The organism is Micromonospora sp. DT227, assembly GCF_049841835.1.
Lineage (GTDB): Bacteria > Actinomycetota > Actinomycetes > Mycobacteriales > Micromonosporaceae > Micromonospora.
The window spans coordinates 1-19,572 of record NZ_JBNCLA010000004.1 but is presented as its reverse complement, the minus strand read 5'-3'; the positions used below and the strand labels follow the sequence as shown (position 1 = coordinate 19,572).

Here is a 19,572-nt window from a genome sequence, read left to right as displayed (position 1 = left end):
CACCCGGCGACTAAACTGTCGCGAGCGACCTTCAAACGTTTTTACATGCTTAGGAGTGCCGTGACACGTCTCTTCACGTCCGAATCGGTCACGGAAGGCCACCCGGACAAGATCGCCGACCAGATCAGCGACGGCATCCTCGACGCGTTGCTCGCACAGGACCCGCACAGCCGGGTCGCGGTGGAGACGCTGATCACCACGGGCCAGGTGCACGTCGCCGGCGAGGTGACCACCAAGGCGTACGCCGACATCCCGACCATCGTGCGGGAAACCATCCTCAGCATCGGCTACGACTCGTCGAAGAAGGGCTTCGACGGCGCGTCCTGCGGCGTGAGCGTCTCCATCGGCGCCCAGTCGCCGGACATCGCCCAGGGCGTGGACAACGCGTTCGAGCTGCGTACCGGCGGGTCGGAGAGCGCGCTCGACGCGCAGGGCGCGGGCGACCAGGGCATGATGTTCGGCTTCGCCTGCTCCGAGACGCCCGAGCTGATGCCGCTGCCGATCGCGCTGGCGCACCGGCTGGCCCGCCGGCTGGCGCAGGTCCGCAAGGACGGCACGATCCCCTACCTGCGCCCGGACGGCAAGACCCAGGTGACCATCGAGTACGACGGGCTGCGACCGGTCCGCCTGAACACGGTGGTGGTGTCCAGCCAGCACGCGGCGGACATCTCGCTGGAGTCGCTGCTCACCCCGGACGTGCGCGAGCACGTGATCACCCCGGAGCTGGAGGGCCTGGAGCTGGACACCGAGGGGTACCGCCTCCTGGTGAACCCGACCGGGCGGTTCGAGATCGGTGGCCCGATGGGCGACGCCGGGCTGACCGGCCGGAAGATCATCGTGGACACCTACGGCGGGTACGCCCGCCACGGTGGCGGCGCGTTCTCCGGCAAGGACCCGTCGAAGGTCGACCGGTCGGCCGCGTACGCGATGCGGTGGGTGGCCAAGAACGTGGTCGCCGCCGGGCTGGCCGAGCGGTGCGAGGCGCAGGTCGCGTACGCGATCGGCAAGGCGCACCCGGTGAGCCTGTTCGTCGAGACCTTCGGCACCGAGACCGTGCCGGTGGCCGCGATCGAGAAGGCCGTCGCCGAGGTGTTCGACCTGCGCCCGGCCGCCATCATCCGGGACCTGAACCTGCTGCGTCCGATCTACCGGCAGACCGCCGCGTACGGCCACTTCGGCCGGGATCTGGCGGACCTGACCTGGGAGGGCACCGACCGGGCCGCCGACCTCAAGTCGGCCGCGGGAGCCTGACCGCCGACACGCGCCGCGACCGGCGACCCGCTGCGGGGTCGCCGGTCGCTCGCGTCTGCGTGGACGTGCCGCTGCCGCACCTCGACCGCCCGTTCGACTACCTGGTCCCGGCGGCGCTGGACGCCGACGCCCGGCCCGGGGTGCGGGTGAAGGTCCGCTTCGCCGGCCAGCTCGTCGACGGCTGGCTGCTGGAGCGCGTCGCCGAGTCCGACCACCCGAAGCTGGCGTACCTGGAGAAGGTCGTCTCCCCGGTGCCGGTGCTCTCCCCGGAGGTGGCCCGGCTGGCGCGGGCGGTCGCCGACCGGTACGCCGGCAGCCTGGCCGACGTGCTCCGGCTCGCCGTGCCGCCCCGGCACGCCCGCGCCGAGAAGACCGCGACCGCCGCCGAGGCCGCCGCAGAGCCGGCGACCGGCTCCGAGGCCGCCGCAGAGCCCGCGACCGCCGCCGAGGCCGCCGCAGAGCCGGCGACCGGCTCCGCGCCTGAGCCCGCCGCCGGGCCCGTGAGCGGACCCCCGGTCGCCGCCGTCGACGTGAGCGTCGGCGAGGGCGCCGATGTGGGCGTCGCCGGCGGCGCCGGCGTGTCGGTCGACCCGCGCGGCTGGCGGGACTACCCGGCCGGACCGGCGCTGCTGCGCGCGCTCGCCGAGGGCCGGCCGGCCCGCGCGGTCTGGTCGGCGCTGCCGGGGGAGGACTGGGCCGACCGGTACGCGGACGCGGTGGCCGCCACCGTGGCCGGCGGCCGGGGCGCCGTGGTGGTGGTCGCGGACGGCCGGGACCTGGACCGGCTCGACGCCGCCCTGACCGCCGTGCTGGGCCCGGGCCGGCACGTCCGCCTCACCGCCGCCGACGGGCCGGCCCGTCGCTACCGCGCGTTCCTGGCCGCCCGCCGGGGTGAGGCGCCGGTGGTGATCGGCACCCGCGCGGCCATGTTCGCCCCGGTGGAACGGCTCGGCCTGGTGGCGGTCTGGGACGACGGCGACGACCTGCACGCCGAGCCCCGGGCGCCCTATCCGCACGCCCGCGAGGTGCTGCTCACCCGGGCGCAGCTCACCGACGCCGCCGCGCTGGTCGGCGGGTACGCGCGGACCGCCGAGGCGCAGTTGCTGGTGGAGACCGGCTGGGCCCGGGAGGTGGTCGCCGACCGGGCCACGGTGCGGGCGCGGATGCCGGCGATGGCGCCCACCGGCGACGACCCGCAGTTGGCCCGGGACCCGGGCGCGGCCTCCGCCCGGCTGCCCAGCCTGGCCTGGACCACCGCCCGGGACGCGCTCCGCGCCGACCTGCCGGTGCTGGTGCAGGTGCCCCGACGCGGTTACCTGCCCTCGGTCGCCTGCGCCGAGTGCCGGGCCCCGGCCCGCTGCCCGCACTGCGCCGGTCCGCTCGCCCTGCCGTCGGCGCAGGGCACGCCCGCCTGTCGCTGGTGCGGCCGGGTCGCCGCCGCGTACGCCTGCCCGGAGTGCGGTGGGCGGCGGCTGCGCGCCTCGGTCACCGGCGCCCGGCGGACCGCCGAGGAGCTGGGCCGGGCGTTCCCGGGCGTGCCGGTGCGGACCTCGGGGCGGGAGGAGGTGTTGGCCACGGTGCCCGGCGGCGCCGGCCTGGTGATCGCCACACCGGGCGCCGAGCCGGTCGCCGAGGGCGGCTACGGCGCGGTGCTGCTGCTGGACTCGTGGGCGCTGCTCACCCGGGCCGACCTGCGGGCCGGGGAGGAGGCGCTGCGGCGCTGGCTGGCCGGCGCCGCGCTGGCCCGGGCCGGCGCGGCGGGCGGCCGGGTGGTGGTGGTCGCGGACGGCGCGCTGGCGCCGGTGCAGGCGTTGCTGCGGTGGGACGCGGCCTGGTTCGCCGCCCGGGAGCTGGCCGAGCGCCGGGAGTTGGGCTTCCCGCCGGCGGTACGGATGGCCAGCGTCACCGGCGTGGCCGAGGCGGTGGCCGACCTGCTGGCCGGCGCCCGGCTGCCGGACGACGCCGAGGTGCTCGGCCCGGTGCCGGCCGAGGAGGGCCGGGAGCGGATGCTGGTCCGTGTCCCGCGGTCCCGGGCGGGCGCGCTGGCCGGCGCGTTGCACGCCGCGGCCGGGCAGCGCAGCGCCCGCAAGGCCGCCGAACCGGTCCGGCTCCAGGTCGACCCGCTGAGCCTGTTCTGAGCGGGCCGCCGGGCGTGACGGAACGCACCCGGCCCCTCGCGTACGGTCGTGACCTGGGGTTTGTCGCACACCTGGTCCGGCAATTGGATAGCGGGCGGTGATAGCATCGCCCGTCATGCCCAGGCGCGCGGGATTTCCGCGCGGTACGCGGCGCGGCGGCTGCTCCGAGCACGTCGGGCCACACGGATTCGATGTCGTCAGTCAGCCGGTGAGCAGGGGTGGACCAGTCGTGACCGTTCGTCAGTCGATCGTCTTCAACGGTGATCTCGGCAGCGGCAAGAGCACCGTTTCCGTCGAGATCGCCAAGCGGCTGGGGCTGCGCCGGGTCAGCGTCGGCGACCTCTACCGGCAGATGGCGCAGGAGCGGCAGATGACCGCGCTCCAGCTCAACCTGCACGCCGAGCTGGACCAGGCGGTCGACGGCTACGTCGACCAGCTCCAGCGGGACATCGCCGCCTCCGGCGAGTCGCTGGTCATGGACTCCCGCCTGGCCTGGCACTTCTTCACCGACGCGCTCAAGGTGCACATGATCACCGAGCCGACCGAGGCGGCCCGGCGGGTGCTGGCCCGCCCGTCCGGCCCGGCGGAGAGCTACACCTCGCTGGAGGAGGCCCGGGCCAAGCTGCGGGAACGCAGCGAGAGCGAGCGCAACCGCTTCATCGTCCGGTACGGCGTCGACAAGGCCCGGCTGCGCAACTACGACCTGGTCTGCGACACCACCCGGGCCACGCCGGAGCAGGTGATCGCGCACGTCGTCGACGTGTACGAGGGCCGGCTCGGCGCCGACGTGCTGCGCGCCGGCCAGCCGCTGCTGCTGCTCGACCCGACCCGGGTCTACCCGACCGAGGACGTCGCCACGCTGCGCGGTCTCTGGGACGCGGAGCCGGCCGGCGACGAGGCGGTGGAACCGCTGAGCATCGGCTACACCGGTGAGTACTTCTTCGTGGTCGACGGGCACCGGCGGCTCAGCGCCGCGGTGCGCGGCGGCCTCCCGATGGTCCCGGCCCGGCTGGTCGCCGAGGTCGACGAGCCGGTGGTCGGCGGGCTGAGCGCCGTCGACTTCTTCGCCGCCCAGGCCCGGCCGGCCCTGATCCACGACTGGGAGGACGCGCACGGCATCGCGCTTCCGCTGCCCGAGCACGCGCTGCTGGGCGGCGGCCCGGTGCTGGCCGGGGAGCCGGGCGCCGGCGCCTGACCGGCGGGGTCGCCCGAACCGGGCGAACCGGGGGATGATGGGGTCCTTCGATGCCTGGGAGGCCGCCCGTGGATCCTGCCGACGCCCTCGCGCTGCTGATGTCCCCCGCGGGCCGGGTCGATCCCTACCCGACGTACGAACGGCTGCGGGCGCACGGCCCGGTGGTCCAGGCCGGCCCGGTCTTCTACGTGGTGACCGGGTACGCGGAGGCCGACGCGATCCTGCGGGACGCCCGGTTCGGGGTGATGGACGACGCCCTCCGGGACCAGTTCATGCCCGGCTGGCGGGAGAGCCCGGCGGTGCTGTCGATCTCCCGGTCGATGCTGCGCACCAACCCGCCCGACCACAGCCGGATGCGGCGGCTGGCCGCCGGCGCGTTCACCCCGCGCCGGATCGCCGCCATGCGCGGTGTGGTCGAGGCGCAGGCCGACGCGCTGATCGACGCCATGCTGGCCGCCGGGCGGGGCGGGGCGCCCGTCGACTTCATGGCCGCGTTCGCGTACCCGTTGCCGGTGGGGGTGATCTGCGCGCTGCTCGGCGTGCCGGCGGCGGACCGGCCGCTGTTCCGGCGCTGGGCCACCGACCTGACCGGCGTGCTGGAGCCGGAGATCACCCCGGACGAGCTGGCCGTCGCCGACCGGGGCGCGGCGGAGCTGCGCGCCTACTTCTCCGAGCTGGTCGCGGCCCGCCGCCGGGTCCCCGCCGACGACCTGACCACCGCGCTGGTGCAGGCGCACGACGCCGACGGCGAGCGGCTGTCGGGCGACGAGCTGCTGGCCAACCTGATCGTGCTGCTGGTGGCCGGCTTCGAGACCACCACCAACCTGCTCGGCAACGGCCTGGTGGCGCTGCTGGGCCACCCGGCCGCGGCGGCGGCGCTGCGCGAGCACCCGGAGTTCGCCCCCGGTTACGTCGACGAGCTGCTGCGCTACGACTCGCCGGTGCAGCTCACCTCCCGGATGAGCACCGCGCCGTCCCGGCACGGCGGCGTCGACCTGCCGCCGGAGAGCTGGATCATCGTGATGCTCGGCGCGGCGAACCGGGACCCCGGCCGGTTCCCCGAGCCGGCCCGCTTCGACCCCTGGCGCCCGCAGGTCCATCCGCTGTCCTTCGGCGCCGGGCCGCACTACTGCCTCGGCGCGGCGCTGGCCCGGCTGGAGGCGCAGGTGGCGTTCCCGCTGCTGCTGCGCCGGCTGCCCGAGCTGGCCCTGGCCGGCCGGCCCGAACGGCGGGTCCGGCTCACCCTGCGTGGCTTCGCCACGCTGCCGGTCGCGCCGGGGCGGGAGGCGGCGCCGGTCACCGTTGCCGGTCCGCCGCCGGGGGCGGCCGGGCCGACTCCGTAGACTGGGGGCGCACCACCCGTCCCAGACAAGGAGCCCCGCCGCGTGACCGTTCAGCCCATCCGTCTGTTCGGCGATCCGGTGCTGCGCACGCCGGCCGACCCGGTGGTCGACTTCGACGCCGAGCTGCGCAAGCTGGTCGCCGACCTGACCGACACGATGCGTGAGCAGAACGGCGCCGGCCTGGCCGCGCCGCAGCTCGGAGTGAGCCTGCGGGTGTTCACCTTCGACGTCGACGACATGCTCGGCCACCTGGTCAATCCGGCGCTGGAGTTCCCCGACGAGGAGGAGCAGGACGGCCCGGAGGGCTGCCTCTCCATCCCCGGGCTCTACTTCGACACGAAGCGCCGGCAGAACGTGATCGCCAAGGGCTTCAGCGCCCACGGCGACCCGATGCAGATCGTCGGCACCGGCCTGATGGCCCGCTGCGTGCAGCACGAGACCGACCACCTCGACGGGGTGCTCTTCGTCGACCGGCTCGACGCGGCCGGCCGCAAGGAGGCCATGAAGGCGATCCGTCAGGCCGACTGGTACGACCAGGGCGCCCCGCCCACGGTCAAGCTCAGCCCGCACCCCGTCAGCAACCCGTTCGGCCTGGGACGGTGACCGGGATGCGCCTGGTCTTCGCCGGCACGCCGGCGGTCGCCGTACCGGCCCTGGACGCGATCGCCGCCTCCGGCCACGAGTTGCTCGCCGTGGTCACCCGCCCCGACGCCCCGGCCGGCCGGGGTCGGGGGCTGCACCGCTCGCCGGTCGGCGCGTGGGCCGACGCGCACGGCGTGGAGGTGCTCACCCCGGCCCGGCCGCGCGAGCCGGAGTTCCTCGACCGGCTGCGCGCGCTCGCGCCGGACTGCGTGCCCGTGGTCGCCTACGGCGCGTTGGTGCCGCCGGTGGCCCTGGAGATCCCCCGGCACGGCTGGATCAACCTGCACTTCTCGCTGCTGCCCGCCTGGCGGGGCGCGGCTCCGGTGCAGCACGCCGTGCTGCACGGCGACGAGCTGACCGGGGCCAGCGTGTTCCAACTGGAGGCGGGGCTGGACACCGGGCCGGTCTTCGGCACGGTCACCGACGAGATCCGGCCCGTCGACACGTCCGGCGACCTGCTGGAGCGGCTGGCCCGGTCCGGCGCGGGGCTGCTGGTCGCGGTGCTGGACGCGATCGGCGCCGGCACCGCCCGGGCCGAGCCGCAGCCGGCCGACGGCGTCTCGCTGGCACCGAAGCTGACCGTGGAGGACGCCCGGGTCCGCTGGACCGACCCGGCGTTCGCGGTGGATCGGCGGGTGCGCGCCTGCACGCCGGCGCCCGGCCCGTGGACCACGTTCCGCGACGACCGGGTCAAGCTCGGTCCGGTCACCCCGCTGGCGAACGGCCCCGAGCTGAAGCCGGGCGAGCTGCTGGTGGAGAAGTCCCAGGTGCTGGTGGGCACCGCGACCGGGCCGGTGCGGCTCGGCGAGGTGCGCGCGGCCGGCAAGAAGGCCATGTCGGCCGGCGACTGGGCGCGCGGCGCCCGGGTCCCCACGGGTGAGGTGTTCGCGTGAGCGCGAGGAGTGAGCCGGTGTTGCGAGCCCCGCAGTCGCGAACGAAGGGTGGCTCCGCGTGAGCGCGAGGAGTGAGCCGGTGTTGCGAGCCCCGCAGTCGCGAACGAAGGGTGGCTCAGCGTGACGGGGCCCTCGGGCCCGGAGCGGCCCGTCGAGGGTGAGCGCCCGCGGGGGTACGACCGCGGCGCCGGCGACCGGCCGCGTGGCCCGGGTCGCGGCGGTGACCGGCCGTACCGGGGCGGCGCCGACCGGCGGGGCGGGCAGCGTCCGGTCCGGCCGACCGTGGACCTGCCCCGGCACGTCGCGTACGAGGCGCTGGCGGCCGTGCACCGCGACGACGCGTACGCCAACCTGGTGCTCCCGGCGATGCTGCGCGAGGCGGGGCTGAGCGGGCGGGACGCCGCGTTCGCCACCGAGCTGACCTACGGCACGCTGCGGCACATCGGCACGTTGGACGCGATCGTCACCGACGCGGCCGGCCGGGACGTGCAGCGGATCGACCCGCCGGTGCGGGACGCGCTGCGGCTCGGGGCGTACCAGTTGCTGCACACCCGGGTGCCGGCGCACGCCGCGGTGTCGTCCACGGTGGACCTGGTCCGCATGGTGGGGCCGGGCGCGACCGGGTTCGCCAACGCGGTGCTGCGGGAGATCGCCGGCCGGGACGCCGACGCCTGGGTGGCGAAGCTCGCCCCGGCCGAGGGCGTCGATCCGATCGGCCATCTCGCGCTGGCGTACAGCCATCCGCAGTGGATCGTGCGGTCGTTCGCCGAGGCGCTCGGCGGTGATCTGGGGGAGACCACCCGGCTGCTGATCGAGGACAACGAGCGCCCGCCGGTGCACCTGTGCGCCCGGCCGGGGCGGGCCGACGCGGTGGCGCTGGCCGACGAGGTCGGCGGCGCGCCCGGCGCGTTCTCGCCGTACGCGGTCTACCTGCCCGGCGGCGCGCCGGGTGACCTGGCGGCGGTGGTCGACGGGCGGGCCCACGTGCAGGACGAGGGCTCCCAACTGGTGGCGGACGCCCTGGCGAACGCGCCGGTGGACGGCCCGGACGGCCGCTGGCTGGACCTGTGCGCCGGTCCGGGCGGCAAGTCCGGCCTGCTCGGCGCGCTGGCCGCGCAGCGTGGGGCGCGGCTGACCGCGGTCGAGGTGGCGGAGCACCGGGCCCGGCTGGTCGAGCAGGCGACCCGGGGCCTGCCGGTCACGGTGCTGCACCTCGACGGGCGGGACGTCGGCGGTGACCCGAAGCTGCCGGAGGGGCACTTCGACCGGGTGCTGGTGGATGCGCCGTGCACCGGCCTGGGGGCGTTGCGTCGCCGGCCGGAGTCCCGCTGGCGCAGGCAGCCGGCGGACCTGCCGCCGCTGACCCGGTTGCAGCGCGAGCTGCTCACCGCCGCGCTGCGCGCGGTCCGTCCGGGTGGCGTGGTGGCGTACGTGACCTGTTCGCCGCACGTGGTGGAGACGCACGTGACGGTGACCGAGGCGTCCCGGCGGTGCGGTTTCCCGGTCGACTTCGTGGACGCCCGCCCGCTGCTGCCGGCCGGCATGCCCGGCCTGGGTGACGGCCCGACGGTGCAGCTCTGGCCGCACCGGCACGGCACCGACGCCATGTTCCTGGCGGTGCTCCGCCGCGGCTGACCCCGCGCCCACCCCCACCCCTCACCCCGTTTCCCGGTGCTGATTCACGGAAAGTGGTGGCATTTCGCGCGCCATGCCCACTCTTTCCGTGAATCAGCGGGGGGAGATGGTGGGGGGTGAGGGTGGGGAGACCCCGCGTCGGGTGCATCTCGGGCGGGGGAGGGGGGTGGTGGGATGTGACGGGCCGTTGACTAAGTGATCGATGCATGTAACTGTTCCGATCACCGGTCCTCGGCCGTCACCCCCGCCCGCACGACCCCCACGAGGAGTCTCCATGAGACGCAGTACGCCGACCACGAGCCTCGCGCTCGCCCTCGTCGCCACCCTGACGACAGCGAGCCTGGCCGGCACCGCCTCCGCCTCCGCCGCGCCCGCTCCGGCCGCCCCCGCCCCGGCCGTCGCCGCGCTCGCCGCACCGGACGTCTCGCTGACCAACGTCCAGGCCCACCTCACCCAGCTCAACTCCATCGCCAGCAGCAACGGCGGCAACCGCCGGGCCGGCTCGGCCGGCTACGCCGCCTCGGTCAGCTACGTCAAGGGCAAGCTCCAGGCCGCCGGCTACACGGTCACCGAGCAGAACTGCACCACCTGCACGTACCCGGGCAGCAACCTGATCGCCGAGTGGCCGCAGGGCCCGACCGACCAGGTCGTCATGTTCGGCGCGCACCTGGACAGCGTCTCCGCCGGCCCGGGCATCAACGACAACGGCTCCGGCTCGGCCACGCTGCTGGAGAACGCGCTGGTGCTGGCCGCGCAGAACCCGACCATGACCAAGCGGGTCCGGTTCGCCTGGTGGAACGGCGAGGAGCAGGGCCTCCAGGGCTCGAAGCACTACGTCAACCAGCTCAGCACCACCCAGCGGGGCTACATCAAGGGCTACTACAACTTCGACATGGTGGGCTCGCCCAACGGCGGCTACTTCATCAACCGGATCACCTCGGCCACCGCGGCGCCGCTGAAGGCGTACTGGGACTCGTTCGGCATCCAGCCGGAGGAGAACACCGAGGGGCAGGGCCGCTCGGACGACTACTCGTTCGCCAACGCCGGCATCCAGACCTCCGGCTACGCGGCCGGCGCCAGCTACACCAAGACCGCCGCCCAGGCCGCCAAGTGGGGCGGCACCTCCGGCGCGGCGTACGACGGCTGCTACCACCGCTCCTGCGACACCACCAGCAACATCAACACGACGGTGCTCAACCGCAGCGCCGACGGCGTGGCGTACGCGATCTGGGCCCTCGCGGTCGGCGGCGGCACCCCGGCCAACGACTTCTCCGTCGCGGTCAGCCCCACCTCCGGCAGCGTCGCCCGGGGCGGCTCCACCACCGCCACCGTCAGCACCGCCACCACCAGCGGCAGCGCCCAGACGGTGACGTTGTCGGCCAGCGGCGCCCCGAGCGGCGTCACGGTCGGCTTCAGCCCGTCGTCGGTCACCTCCGGCGGCTCCGCCACCATGACGGTCAGCGCCTCGTCCACGGCGACCACCGGCACGTTCACGCTCACCGTCACCGGCACCGGCTCGGCCACCCGCACCGCCAGCTACACGATCACGGTGACCGGCGGCAGCGGCGGCTGCACCGCCGGGCAGCTCATCGGCAACAGCAGCTTCGAGTCCGGCACCACGCCGTGGACGACCAGTTCCGGCGTGATCACCAACGACTCCGGCCAGGCGGCCCGGACCGGGTCGTACAAGGCGTGGCTGAACGGGTACGGCTCCTCGCGCACCGACACGCTCTCCCAGTCGGTGACGCTGCCGACCGGCTGCACCAGCTACACGCTGGCGTTCTGGCTGCACATCGACTCGGCCGAGACCACCACCTCGACCGCGTACGACAAGCTGACCGTGCAGGTCGGCTCCACCACGCTGGCGACCTACTCGAACCTGAACAAGGCCACCGGCTACACCCAGCGCAGCTTCAACCTCGCCGGGTACGCCGGCCAGACGGTGACGCTCAAGTGGACCGGCGTCGAGGACGCCTCGCTCCAGACCAGCTTCGTCGTCGACGACGTGACGCTCCAGGTCGGCTGAGCGCGTGGGGCGGGGTGGGCCGACGCCCGCCCCGCCCGCGGCTCAGGTGATCGGCAGCGCCGAACCGCCGGCGCCCCGCACCGAACGGGTCAGCGTCCGGTCGGAGACCCAGAGGAAGCACTGCACACCCCGGTCGCCGTCACGCCACTGCTGCTCGTACGGGTGGTAGACGATGGTGCCGGCCCGGTACTGCATCTTCCCGTCGTTCGGCACCTTGGCGTACTTCGCGATCAGCCCCCGGCACGCCTTGTGCGCCCGCAGCGAGGTGCGCTGGAACTCGGCGTAGCTGATGTCGGGCGCCTGGTAGATCCCGACGAACTCGGCGTGGTGCTTCGCGGTGCAGGCCACCGGCCGCATGGCCTGCACCTCGTCCTTGCTCAGCTTGGGGTTGAAGCAGCCCAGCGCCAGCGGTGAGCCGGGCTTGAGCGCGCCGCGCAGGCTGCCGGTGCGGGCGGCCACGTTGCCCTCGTCCAGGTCGGTCACCTCGGCGACGTCGCAGCGGTACCAGCGGGCGCCGCCGGACCAGGCCAGCGCGGACGGGAAGACCACGGAGAGCTGCAACCGCCCGGACCGCCAGTCCGCGCCGACGGCCCGGGTGACCTGCCGGGCGCACTCGGCGTGCGCGGAGCGGATGCCGGCCGAGCCGGCGCGCGGCGGCGCGGAGCGACCGGCGTCCGGGCCGCCCAGCGTGCCCACGTGCAGCGTCTCGGCGCGGTGCGAGGCGGCGCAGTCGACCGGCTGGTAGCCGCTGAGGTAGCCGACGTCGGCGACGGTCGGGTGGCAGACGTCGGCCGCGGGCACGAAGCCGACCGGGGCGGCGAAGGCCGGCCACTCGTCGGTGAGGTCGCGGTCCACCCCGGCCGGCGCGCTGCACCCGCCGACCGCCAGCACCGCCACCGCGCCCGCGGCGACCGCCGCCCACCATCGCCGCATCGCGCCCGACCTCCCGCCGTCCGGAGCCGCCCGGCCGACCGGTACGCCTCGGCGACGCAGCATACGGCAACCGGGCCGGCGGCCGGTCGCACGAGGCGGCCGGCTCCCGGCGGAACGGCGGTCAGATGACCGGCAGTCCCTCCGGGCCGGCGCCCCGCATCGAACGGGTCAGTTTGCGGTCGTCGCTCCACAGGAAACAGCGCACCCCCCGGTCGCCCTCCTCCCACTCCCGCTGCGACGGCGGGTAGAAGATGGACCCGGCCCGGTACGGCAGCTCGGCATTGTCCGGCACGTTGGCGAACGCGGCGATCAGCGTCATGCAGCGCCGGTGCGCGGCCGGCGCGCGCCGGGCGAACTCCGCCCAGCTCATGTCGCGTTCGGAGTAGACGCCGACGAACTCGGCCCGGTGCGGCTCGGTGCACAGCACCGGGGCCATGTAGTTGAGGTTCGCGCCGATCAGCTTCGGGTCGAAGCAGCGGTGCACCAGCGGGGTGTCGCCGACCAGCGCGCCGCGCAGGCTGCCCACCCGGTTGACCGGCCGGGTGTTGTCGATGCTGTCGGTCTCGGCCAGGTCGCAGCGGAACCAGCGCGCGCCGGCCATCCAGGCGGTCGCCGGTGGCAGCGCGATGTTCAGGGTGAGCCGGGCGGCGTGCCAGTCCCCGCCGATCATCTCCCGGGCCCGCTGGTCGCACTCGGCCCGGGCGCCGCGCAGCTCCGGCGAGCCGGGTTCGGGGCGGGCGCCCTCGGCGGCCGAGTCGGTGAACGTGCCGACGTGCACCGCCTCGGCCAGGTGGCTGCCGGCGCAGTCCACCGTCTCGTACGTGGCCGCCTGCACCACGGCGGTGAGCCGCGGCAGACAGGCGTCGGTGGCCGGGACGAACAGTTGGGGCGCCGGCAGCGCCGCCCAGTCGTCGACGAGGTCCCCGTCGGCCCGGTGCGTCGGGGCGCAGCCGGCGAGCACCGCCGTCACGGCGCCGGCCAGCGTGAGGGCGTGGAGCCACCGTCGCATCGTCCGCTCCTTCGCCGGAGAGATGGCAACCGGTCGCCGCGGCCCGTGCGGCGTCCCCCGCGCCCGGGCGTGCAGCATATGTGACCGTCCCTGTAGGAGTTTCGTCATCTTTCAATCGATCGGCCAGTCGCCGGCGACTATTAGTGTCGATTTCCGCCCCGGACGGCGGAATTCTGCACCGAAGGTGACGGGAGGGTCACCGTAGGTCCTTCGTGGTGCCGCGCCGCAGCCGGGGGATGACCGCGTTCGTACACTGGCCCCGTGACCGTACCGCCGCCCGTCGTCGCGCCCAGCATCCTGGCCGCCGATTTCGCCCGCCTCGCCGACGAGGTCCGCGCCGTGGAGTCCGCCGCCGACTGGCTGCACGTGGACGTCATGGACAACCACTTCGTGCCCAACCTGACCATCGGCCTGCCGGTGGTGCAGAGCCTGCGCGCCGTCACCGAGATCCCGTTCGACGTGCACCTCATGATCGAGGATCCGCGCCGCTGGGCCCCCGGGTACGCCGACGCCGGCGCGTACAACGTGACGTTCCACGCCGAGGCGTGCGACGACCCGGTGGCGTTGGCCAAGGACCTGCGCTCGGCCGGGGCCAAGGCGGGGCTGGCGATCGACCGGGACACCCCGATCGAGCCGTACCTGGACCTGCTGCCCAGCTTCGACACGCTGCTGATCATGACGATCAAGGCCGGCTTCGGCGGCCAGCGGTTCCTGCCGGCGCTGCTGGACAAGGTGCGCGCCGCCCGCCGCCACGTCGACAGCGGCCACCTGGAGCTACGCATCGAGGTCGACGGCGGCATCGCCGCGGACACCATCGAGCAGGCTGCCGCCGCCGGCGCCGACGCGTTCGTCGCCGGCACCGCGGTCTACGGCGCCGACGACCCGGCCGAGGCGGTACGCCGCCTGCGGGGCCTGGCGGAACGTGCGATGACCGGGGCCTGAGATGGACCCGGCCGGCGACCGACCCGACGTCATCCTGGTCGTCGACGACGACGAGGACATCGCCCGCTTCGTCGAGTTCAACCTGCGCCTGCACGGCTTCGAGGTGCTGCACGCCGCCGACGGCCAGGAGGCGCTGGAGGTGATCGAGCGGCAACGGCCGGACCTGGCCGTGGTCGACCTCATGATGCCCCGCGTGGACGGGCTGGAACTGACCCGCCGGCTGCGCGCCGACCCGATGACCTCGGCGCTGCCGGTGATCATGCTGACCGCCAAGGGGATGACCTCCGACAAGGTCAACGGCCTCAGCGCCGGCGCGGACGACTACCTGGTCAAGCCGTTCGACACCGCCGAGCTGGTCGCCCGGGTCAGCTCCACGTTGCGTCGCAACAAGGAGTTCCGGGAGGTCTCCCCGCTGACCGGCCTGCCCGGCAACAGCCGCATCCGGCGGGAGATCAGCGACCGGGTGCGCAGCGGCGTGGACTACGCCGTCGGCTACGTCGACATCGACCGGTTCAAGAGCGTCAACGACCGGTACGGCTTCGTCCGGGGCGACGAGTTCATCTCCGCGCTGGCCCGCAGCCTGCACCGCGCGGTGGTGTCGATCGGGCTGCCGCCGGCCTTCCTCGGCCACGTCGGCGGCGACGACTTCGTCATCGTCTGCGCCCCGACCCAGGTCCGGCCGCTGACCAGCCGGGCGGTGGTCGACTTCGAGACCGCCGCCGACACGCTCTACGACCCCACCGACCGGGAACGCGGCTTCGTCGAGCTGAAGGACCGGCGGGGCAACATCCGCCGGGCCGCGCTGGTCACGCTCTCCATCGGGGTGTCGCTGTCCGACAGCGGCAAGCGGTTCACCGATCCGCTGGAGGCCATCGCCGTGGCCTCGGAGATGAAGACGGTGGCCAAGAGCCAACCCGGGTCGTACGTCGCGGTCGACCGCCGCCGCGGAGTTACGTGATCGTGCGGTCTGTTGTGAGGTAGCTCGCCTGGATGGCGCGCGCCGCCGTGGAACGTGTAAGACTTCCGGAGTACCCACCACGCGCTGGCGGGGCTCGGTGAAATTCCGAACCGGCGGTGATCCACGGTCCGACCGTGGTAAGCCCGCGACCCGGACGGCTTCGGCCGGACGGTGGACCTGGTGAGAATCCGGGGCCGACGGTTGGGGTGCGGCTCGTCCGCTCCCCAGAAAGTCCGGATGGGAGACAGCGCGCGGAACGGGGGAGGCCCTGCCGGCCGCTGAGCACCCTCAGCCGCGCCCGTGGGCTCCCCGGGGTCGGCCGACGCCGTCCCCGGGCTCTCCGCCGCCGCGTGTCCGCGGCCCTCGTGCCGTCGCTCCCCACCCCGCCCGCGCGTGACCGGCGAGCGGAAGGGCAGGGCGGGCCATGGCGAGCGTCTCCGTCGACGAGGCGATGCGTCGCGCCGTCGCGCTGGCCGCCCGCGGCCTCGGCGCCACCAGCCCCAACCCGGTCGTCGGCTGCGTGCTGCTCGATCCCGACGGCGAGGTCGTCGGCGAGGGCTTCCACGCGTACGCCGGCGGACCGCACGCCGAGATCGTCGCGCTGGCGCAGGCCGGCACCCGGGCCCGTGGCGGCACCGCGGTGGTCACGCTGGAACCGTGTGACCACACCGGTCGCACCGGCCCCTGTAGCCACGCGCTCATCGCCGCCGGCGTCACCCGCGTGGTGATCGCCGTGCCCGACCCGAACCCGGTGGCCTCCGGCGGCGCGGCCACGCTGCGGGCCGCCGGGGTCCAGGTCGCGTTCGGGGTACGCGCCGAGGAGGCCGAGGCCGGCAACGTCGCCTGGCTCACCTCGATGCGCCGCGGCTGGCCGTACCTGATCTGGAAGTACGCGGCCACGCTCGACGGGCGCTCCGCCGCCGCTGACGGCACCAGCATGTGGATCACCTCGGAGGCGGCCCGCACCGACGTGCACGCGCTGCGCGGCACCGTCGACGCGGTGCTCGCCGGGGTGGGCACCGTGCTCACCGACGACCCCCGGCTCACCGCCCGCAACCTGCGCGACGGCACGCTCGCCATCCGGCAGCCGCTGCGGGTGGTGGTGGACAGCTCGGGGCGTACCCCGGTCGACGCCCGGGTCCGCGACGGCGCGGCCCGGACCTGGGTGGCCACCGCCGCGGAGGTCGGGGCCGGCCCGGACGGCCGGGTCGACCTGGCGGCGCTCCTGGCCGAGCTGCACCACCGCGGCGTGCGGGCCGCGCTGCTGGAGGGCGGTCCCACGCTGGCCGGCGCGTTCCTCGCCGCCGGCCTGATCGACAAGATCGTCGGCTACGTCGCGCCGAAGCTGCTCGGCGCCGGCCCGACCGCGCTGGGCCACGCCGGCGTGACGTCCATCGCCGACGCCGTCGACCTGGAGATCACCGACGTCACGCAGGTCGGTCCCGACCTGCGGATCACCGCGCTGCCCCGGAAGAGGGAGGCCTGACATGTTCACCGGCATCGTCGAGGAGCTGGGCGAGATCGTCCGGAGCACCGAGACCGGCGACGACTCGGCGCTGGTCGCCATCCGCGGCCCGCTCGTCACCTCGGACGCCCGGCACGGCGACTCCATCGCGGTCAACGGGGTCTGCCTGACCGTGGTCGACGTCGACGGCGGCGTCTTCACCGCCGACGTGATGGGTGAGACGCTGCGCCGCACCGCGCTCGGGGCGCTGCGCCCCGGCGACGCGGTCAACCTGGAACGGGCCGCGGCGCTGAACAGCCGGCTCGGCGGGCACCTGGTGCAGGGCCACGTCGACGGCGTCGGCGAGGTCATCGGCCGGGAGCCGGCCGCGCAGTGGGAGACGGTCCGGTTCCGGCTGCCCGCCGAGCTGGCCCGCTACGTGGTGGAGAAGGGCTCGATCACCGTCGACGGCGTGTCGCTGACCGTCGCGGAGGTGGGCGACGACTGGTTCTCGGTCGGCCTGATCCCCACCACGCTCAAACTCACCGTGCTCGGCGGCAGACAGGTCGGCGACCCGGTCAACCTGGAGGTGGACGTGCTGGCCAAGTACGTCGAGCGACTGCTGGGCGGTGCCCGGTGACCGGCCCGCTCGGCTGGCTGCTCGACGCCCAGGTGCACGTCGTCGGCTCGCCGGTGCTGGTCCGGGAGATCGTCGGCAACGTCTTCGGGCTCGTCTCGGCGCTGCTCGGGCTGCGCCGGGTGGTCTGGGCCTGGCCGGTCGGCATGATCGGCAACGGGCTGCTGTTCACCGTGTTCCTCGGCGGCGTCTTCGCCACCCCGCAGGCGCACGACCTCTACGGCCAGGCCGGCCGGCAGGTCTTCTTCTTCGCGGTGAGCGTCTACGGCTGGTGGCGCTGGTCGCGCAACCGCCGGTCCGGCGACGGCGCGGAGCCGGCCGTGGTGCCGCGCTGGGCGACCGGCCGGGAACGGCTGGCCCTGCTCGTCGCCGCCGCCGTGGGCACCGCCGCCGCCTATCCGGTGCTGGCCGCGCTCGGCTCGTGGGGGCCGCTGCCGGACGCCTGGATCCTGGTCGGCAGCCTGCTCGCCACGTACGGCATGGCCCGTGGCTGGGTGGAGTTCTGGCTGATCTGGATCGCCGTCGACGCGGTCGGCGTGCCGCTGCTGCTGGGCGGCGGCTTCTACCCGTCGGCCGCCATGTACCTGGTCTACGGCGCGTTCTGCGCGGCCGGCTTCTACGCCTGGTGGCGCACGTCGCGGACCGTCACGCGGACCCGGATCCCGGCGACGTACTCGGAGGTCGTGGCATGAGCAGCTTCGGTTCGATCGAGCAGGCGGTGGCGGACGTCGCCGCCGGCCGGCCGGTGGTCGTGGTCGACGACGAGGGCCGGGAGAACGAGGGTGACCTGATCTTCGCGGCCGAGCTGGCCACCCCGGAGCTGGTCGCGTTCATGGTCCGCCACACCTCGGGCTACATCTGCGTGCCGTTGACCGAGGCCGAGTGCGACCGGCTGGACCTGCCGCCGATGCACCACACCAACCAGGACCGGCGCGGCACCGCGTACACGGTGACGGTGGACGCCCGCGAGGGCGTCAGCACCGGCATCTCGGCCGCCGACCGGTCGCACACCATCCGGCTGCTCGCCGACGCCGGCACCGACCCGACCGACCTGGCCCGCCCCGGCCACGTGGTGCCGCTGCGCGCCCGCGCCGGCGGGGTGCTGCGCCGGCCCGGACACACCGAGGCGGCGGTGGACCTGACCCGGCTGGCCGGGTTGCGTCCGGCCGGGGTGCTCTGCGAGCTGGTCAACGACGACGGCACCATGATGCGCGTGCCGGACCTGGAGAAGTTCTGCGCCGAGCACGGGCTGACGCTGATCACCATCGCCGACCTGATCGCGTACCGGCGGCGGACCGAGAAGCAGGTGGAGCTGGCCGCCGAGGCGCGGATGCCCACGCCGTACGGGGTCTTCACGGCGCTCGGCTACCGGGCCGAGCACGACCCGGCCGAGCACGTCGCGCTGGTGTTCGGCGACCTCGGCGACGGCCGGGACGTGCTGGTCCGGGTGCACTCCGAGTGCCTCACCGGGGACGTGTTCGGCTCGCTGCGCTGCGACTGCGGCCCGCAGTTGCAGGCCGCGCTGGCCCGGGTCGCCCGGGAGGGCCGTGGCGTGGTGCTCTACGTGCGCGGGCATGAGGGGCGCGGCATCGGCCTGCTGCACAAACTCCAGGCGTACCAGTTGCAGGACCAGGGGCGCGACACCGTGGACGCGAACCTCGACCTGGGGCTGCCGGCCGACGCGCGGGACTACGGCACCGGCGCGCAGATCCTGTACGACCTCGGCGTCCGCTCGATGCGGCTGCTGACCAACAACCCGGCCAAGCGGGCCGGCCTGGAGGGGTACGGCCTGACGGTGACCGGCCGGGAGGGGCTGCCCGTGTCGTCGAACCCGGAGAACGTGCGCTACCTGCGCACCAAGCGGGACCGGATGGGCCACCTGCTGGACGGGCTGGACGAGGTGACCGAGGCGCCGATGGGCCGCCCGGTCGCCGGTGACGAGATCGGAGCGTAGGGACGATGGCGGGTTTCGGGGAGCCGGGTGTCACCGCGGTGGACGCCGCCGGGCTGACCGTCGGCGTGGTGGCCGCGCGCTGGCACGGCGAGCTGACCGATCACATGGTGGAGCGCGCGGTGGCCGCCGCGCAGGCGTGCGGCGCGCGGGCCGTGGTGGCCCGGGTGGCCGGTTCGGTGGAGCTGCCGGTGGTGGCGCAGGCGATGGCCCGCCGCCACGACGTGGTGGTCGCGCTCGGCGTGGTGGTACGCGGCGCGACCGCCCACTTCGACTACGTCTGCCAGTCCGTCACCGAGGGCCTGACCCGGGTGGCCCTGGACGAGGGCAAGCCGGTGGCACACGGGGTGCTCACGGTGGACACCATCAACCAGGCCCGGGACCGGGCCGGGCTGCCCGGCTCGGCCGAGGACAAGGGCTGGGCCGCCACGGTGGCCGCGCTGGACGCCGCACTGGCCATCCGCGCCCTGGACACCGCCAACGCCCACCGCGTGGGCTTCGCCTGACTGTGAGCATGGCGGGGTCGGTTCAGCGGTGGTGAGCTGATAGCTGGCAGCAGTGGGTGTGACTCTTCG

17 protein-coding genes and 1 riboswitch are annotated in these 19,572 nt (G+C 74.7%); of the genes, 15 read left to right on the top strand and 2 right to left on the bottom strand.

Annotated features, from left to right (window positions below):
• The first annotated feature begins 60 nt into the window (after positions 1 to 60).
• From metK to ACLQ2W_RS15175, 8 genes are all read left to right on the top strand, one after another.
• Entirely contained in the window at positions 61 to 1,251 is a 1,191-nt protein-coding gene (gene metK / locus ACLQ2W_RS15210) for a methionine adenosyltransferase (RefSeq protein WP_425786988.1), read from the top strand.
• Between the two features lie 59 nt (positions 1,252 to 1,310).
• A complete protein-coding gene (locus tag ACLQ2W_RS15205; RefSeq protein ID WP_425786987.1) occupies positions 1,311 to 3,389 on the top strand; it encodes a primosomal protein N' in 2,079 nt (692 codons plus the stop codon).
• Positions 3,390 to 3,618: 229 nt separating this feature from the next.
• On the top strand, positions 3,619 to 4,584 hold the full coding sequence (locus ACLQ2W_RS15200; protein ID WP_405093621.1) for an AAA family ATPase: 966 nt from the start codon (positions 3,619 to 3,621) through the stop codon (positions 4,582 to 4,584).
• Positions 4,585 to 4,682: 98 nt separating this feature from the next.
• Positions 4,683 to 5,927: a cytochrome P450 gene (locus tag ACLQ2W_RS15195; RefSeq protein WP_425787421.1), complete on the top strand. Its 1,245-nt coding sequence runs from the start codon at positions 4,683 to 4,685 to the stop codon at positions 5,925 to 5,927.
• 42 nt (positions 5,928 to 5,969) lie between these two features.
• Positions 5,970 to 6,530 (top strand): peptide deformylase, encoded by a 561-nt coding sequence (gene def, locus ACLQ2W_RS15190; RefSeq protein ID WP_425786986.1) that lies wholly within the window; start codon positions 5,970 to 5,972, stop codon positions 6,528 to 6,530.
• 5 nt (positions 6,531 to 6,535) lie between these two features.
• Positions 6,536 to 7,462 carry a methionyl-tRNA formyltransferase gene (fmt, locus tag ACLQ2W_RS15185; RefSeq protein ID WP_425786985.1) on the top strand — a complete coding sequence of 309 codons (927 nt, stop codon included), beginning with the start codon at positions 6,536 to 6,538 and terminating at the stop codon, positions 7,460 to 7,462.
• Positions 7,463 to 7,582: 120 nt separating this feature from the next.
• Positions 7,583 to 9,097, top strand: a complete 1,515-nt coding sequence (locus ACLQ2W_RS15180; protein WP_405093624.1) for an RsmB/NOP family class I SAM-dependent RNA methyltransferase — start codon at positions 7,583 to 7,585, stop codon at positions 9,095 to 9,097.
• A 274-nt stretch (positions 9,098 to 9,371) separates the two neighbouring features.
• Positions 9,372 to 11,123, top strand: coding sequence for a M28 family metallopeptidase (locus ACLQ2W_RS15175; RefSeq protein ID WP_425786984.1), 1,752 nt, complete (start codon positions 9,372 to 9,374; stop codon positions 11,121 to 11,123).
• A gap of 42 nt (positions 11,124 to 11,165) precedes the next feature.
• On the opposite strand, the gene ACLQ2W_RS15170 is transcribed toward ACLQ2W_RS15175, so the two are convergent.
• Positions 11,166 to 12,056: a septum formation family protein gene (locus ACLQ2W_RS15170; RefSeq protein WP_425786983.1), complete on the bottom strand. Its 891-nt coding sequence runs from the start codon at positions 12,054 to 12,056 to the stop codon at positions 11,166 to 11,168.
• A 121-nt stretch (positions 12,057 to 12,177) separates the two neighbouring features.
• Complete coding sequence (locus ACLQ2W_RS15165) at positions 12,178 to 13,065, bottom strand: septum formation family protein (RefSeq protein ID WP_425786982.1); 888 nt, start codon at positions 13,063 to 13,065, stop codon at positions 12,178 to 12,180.
• Positions 13,066 to 13,326: 261 nt separating this feature from the next.
• Between ACLQ2W_RS15165 and rpe the strand changes: the two genes are divergently transcribed.
• From rpe to ribH, 7 genes are all read left to right on the top strand, one after another.
• Positions 13,327 to 14,007: a ribulose-phosphate 3-epimerase gene (gene rpe, locus ACLQ2W_RS15160; RefSeq protein ID WP_107160083.1), complete on the top strand. Its 681-nt coding sequence runs from the start codon at positions 13,327 to 13,329 to the stop codon at positions 14,005 to 14,007.
• A 1-nt stretch (position 14,008) separates the two neighbouring features.
• Positions 14,009 to 14,965 (top strand): GGDEF domain-containing response regulator, encoded by a 957-nt coding sequence (locus ACLQ2W_RS15155; RefSeq protein WP_425786980.1) that lies wholly within the window; start codon positions 14,009 to 14,011, stop codon positions 14,963 to 14,965.
• Between the two features lie 79 nt (positions 14,966 to 15,044).
• A riboswitch (FMN riboswitch) is annotated at positions 15,045 to 15,218 on the top strand.
• A 171-nt stretch (positions 15,219 to 15,389) separates the two neighbouring features.
• Positions 15,390 to 16,451 carry a bifunctional diaminohydroxyphosphoribosylaminopyrimidine deaminase/5-amino-6-(5-phosphoribosylamino)uracil reductase RibD gene (gene ribD / locus ACLQ2W_RS15150; protein WP_281939762.1) on the top strand — a complete coding sequence of 354 codons (1,062 nt, stop codon included), beginning with the start codon at positions 15,390 to 15,392 and terminating at the stop codon, positions 16,449 to 16,451.
• Position 16,452: 1 nt separating this feature from the next.
• Positions 16,453 to 17,049 carry a riboflavin synthase gene (locus ACLQ2W_RS15145; protein ID WP_396771146.1) on the top strand — a complete coding sequence of 199 codons (597 nt, stop codon included), beginning with the start codon at positions 16,453 to 16,455 and terminating at the stop codon, positions 17,047 to 17,049.
• Positions 17,046 to 17,738 (top strand): nicotinamide riboside transporter PnuC, encoded by a 693-nt coding sequence (gene pnuC / locus ACLQ2W_RS15140; RefSeq protein ID WP_425786979.1) that lies wholly within the window; start codon positions 17,046 to 17,048, stop codon positions 17,736 to 17,738. The genes ACLQ2W_RS15145 and pnuC overlap by 4 nt, the downstream gene beginning before the upstream one ends.
• On the top strand, positions 17,735 to 19,000 hold the full coding sequence (locus tag ACLQ2W_RS15135) for a bifunctional 3,4-dihydroxy-2-butanone-4-phosphate synthase/GTP cyclohydrolase II (RefSeq protein WP_405093632.1): 1,266 nt from the start codon (positions 17,735 to 17,737) through the stop codon (positions 18,998 to 19,000). Before pnuC ends, ACLQ2W_RS15135 begins: the two co-directional genes overlap by 4 nt.
• 5 nt (positions 19,001 to 19,005) lie before the next feature.
• A complete protein-coding gene (ribH, locus tag ACLQ2W_RS15130; protein WP_425786978.1) occupies positions 19,006 to 19,503 on the top strand; it encodes a 6,7-dimethyl-8-ribityllumazine synthase in 498 nt (165 codons plus the stop codon).
• Positions 19,504 to 19,572: the final 69 nt, after the last annotated feature.